The organism is Mesorhizobium sp. M7A.F.Ca.MR.148.00.0.0 (genome assembly GCF_003997735.1).
In the GTDB taxonomy this organism is placed as follows: Bacteria; Pseudomonadota; Alphaproteobacteria; order Rhizobiales; family Rhizobiaceae; genus Mesorhizobium.
In genome coordinates this window covers 43,355-45,805 of sequence record NZ_RZTB01000044.1, presented here as the reverse complement: position 1 = coordinate 45,805, position 2,451 = coordinate 43,355, and the positions used below count along the sequence as shown (strand labels likewise).

The window sequence follows — 2,451 nt, the reverse complement described above, 5'->3', positions numbered from 1 at the left end:
CAACACCACCACCGGCTCCATCCTGGTCGACATCGTCGACGACGTGCCGACGGCGCATGCCAACACCAACAGCGTGTCGGAAGGCGCGCAGGCCTCGGGCAACGTGCTGACGGACGGGACGGCGGACGTTCTGGGCGCCGACGGTGCTGCACCTGGCGGCGCGGTGACGGGCGTGGCAACCGGTTCGAACGTCTCGAACCCGGTTAGCGGCAATCTCGGCGGAGCCGGGATCGCGGGCCAGTACGGCACGCTGGTCCTGGGCACCAACGGCGCCTACACCTACACGGCCAATCCCAACGCGGTGACCACCAACGCGGTCGATCACTTCGTCTACACCATCACCGACGGCGACGGCGACACCTCGACGGTGACGCTGGACATCACCGTCAACAATGTGACGGTGACGGCATCCGACACCGATGCGCTGGTCAGCGAGAAGGGCCTTGCGACGGGCAGCGACGCAGCCGGCAACAGCGAGATCTTCAACGGCGCGATCACGCCGGCCGGCGGCACCGGCCCGTACACCTATACGCTGACCTCGCCGGCCAGCGGCAGCTACGGCAATCTGGTGCTCAACGCCAACGGCACCTACACCTACACGCTGACCCAGACCTATGACGGTGTGACGACCAACAATGGCATCACCACCGAGCAGGACAAGGACAGCTTCACCTATACGGTGACCGACGCCCACGGCAACACCACCACCGGCTCCATCCTGGTCGACATCGTCGACGACGTGCCGACGGCGGTTGCACCGGAATACGCGGTGCTGGCGAACGGAGCAGGCAATCCGGTCGTGTTTGCTCTGGACGCAGACCATACGCTGTCCAACAACTATGGGGCGGACGGCCCGGGCACTGTCAGGTTCGATGCCTCTCTCAACAACACGGACAGCGGCCTGACGTCGGGGGGCCAGCACATCATCTATACGGTGTCGGCGGACGGCCATACCCTGGCAGGAACAGCCAACGGCACGACGGTCTTCACCGTCGTGCTCGACCCCCAGAATGTCAGCCCCACCTATACCGTGAACATGGACGGAGCGGTTGACAGCATATCACAGGTTACCTTCACCAATGGGTCATATGCATTCTATGGCGGAAACAGCCCCTGGGCTGGCTTCGTGCCCACGGGGCAGCAAAGCAGTCCCGCCAACGATGATTCGAGCGATGTGCTTTTTACGCCCCTCGGCACAGGCACGACGATCAACGGGAACGCGAATTCCTTTGGCGTCGGCGGCGGCTTTGCTGGACAAAATATCGGTTCGGGCGAAGGCATTCGGGTGGACTTCGTTCACGATTTGACCGGTTCCACGAGCACAGCGGGCGGTCAGGTCTTTGACGACCACTATGTTGCCAATGGTTCCAGTTTCACCTTCGGCGACGGAACCGTAGACTCGGTCCTCAAAATTGTCGCCTTCGACGACAATGCCGCGACCCTCACCGATAACAACGATGTCGTTGGCGACGGTCACTATGATTCGGTCTCCTCGATCGCGATCACGTATAACGGGCAAACACAAATCGTCACCTTCGCGGACACTGCGGCACATGCGTACACAATCGGTGGCAGAACTTACTCGGTTCAATTCTTCGATGTGGATCCCACCAGTGCAGTTCACTATGCGGCCCAGGTGACAGGCGTACTTGACGCGAGTGTTTCCATCGCGACATTCACGGCCGACGGCTACAACAGCCTGGAACTTACGAACATTTCACCGCTCAAGGGTAATGGCCAGCCCAACACCGGGACTGACTTTGCCATTACCGGGTTTGGCGCGGCGGTGGAGTCGACCGATCCCGTCAGCTTCCACCTGCCTATCCAGATCGTAGACGGCGACGGCGACGCGGCGGCAAGTACGATCGGTATCACACTGACCGAAGGCGGAACTCAGAACCATTCGCTGGACGCCGCAAATGTTTCCCATACTTACGCGTCGACATTGGCCCTGCCCAATATCATAGGGTCGGACTATGGTGACATTCTGAATGGGGACGGTTTCGCGAATGCATTGTACGGCGGAGCAGAAGCCGACACGATCAACGGCAATGGCGGTAACGACACGCTAGTCGGCGGGGCCGGCAACGATATCCTCAACGGTGGGGCGGGCAACGACTTGCTTATCGGTGGCGCAGGAGCAGACCAGTTCACCGGTGGCACTGGTGCCGACACGTTCAAGCTCGATCATCTCGACATCAAAGATCTCATCACCGACTTCAATGGTGGCGAGGGCGACAAGATTGACCTGACCGCCCTGTTCGACGCGGCGCCTGGAGGAGCCAATATCGGTGACTTCGTGAACTACAATGCGGGGACGGGTACGCTCAGTGTCGATGCCAACGGCAGCACCGGCGGCGCCAACTTCGTCGATGTGGCAACGTTGACGAACCTGCCTGCTGCCAACACGATCACGCTGCTCTACGACGACGGCATCACCCAGCATCAGAC

The 2,451-nt window shown here is 60.9% G+C and carries 1 protein-coding gene; it reads left to right on the top strand.

Annotated features, from left to right (window positions below):
• Nucleotides 1-2,451: type I secretion C-terminal target domain-containing protein (locus EOB49_RS17890; protein WP_127381759.1), on the top strand; the 2,451-nt coding region annotated here is incomplete at both ends.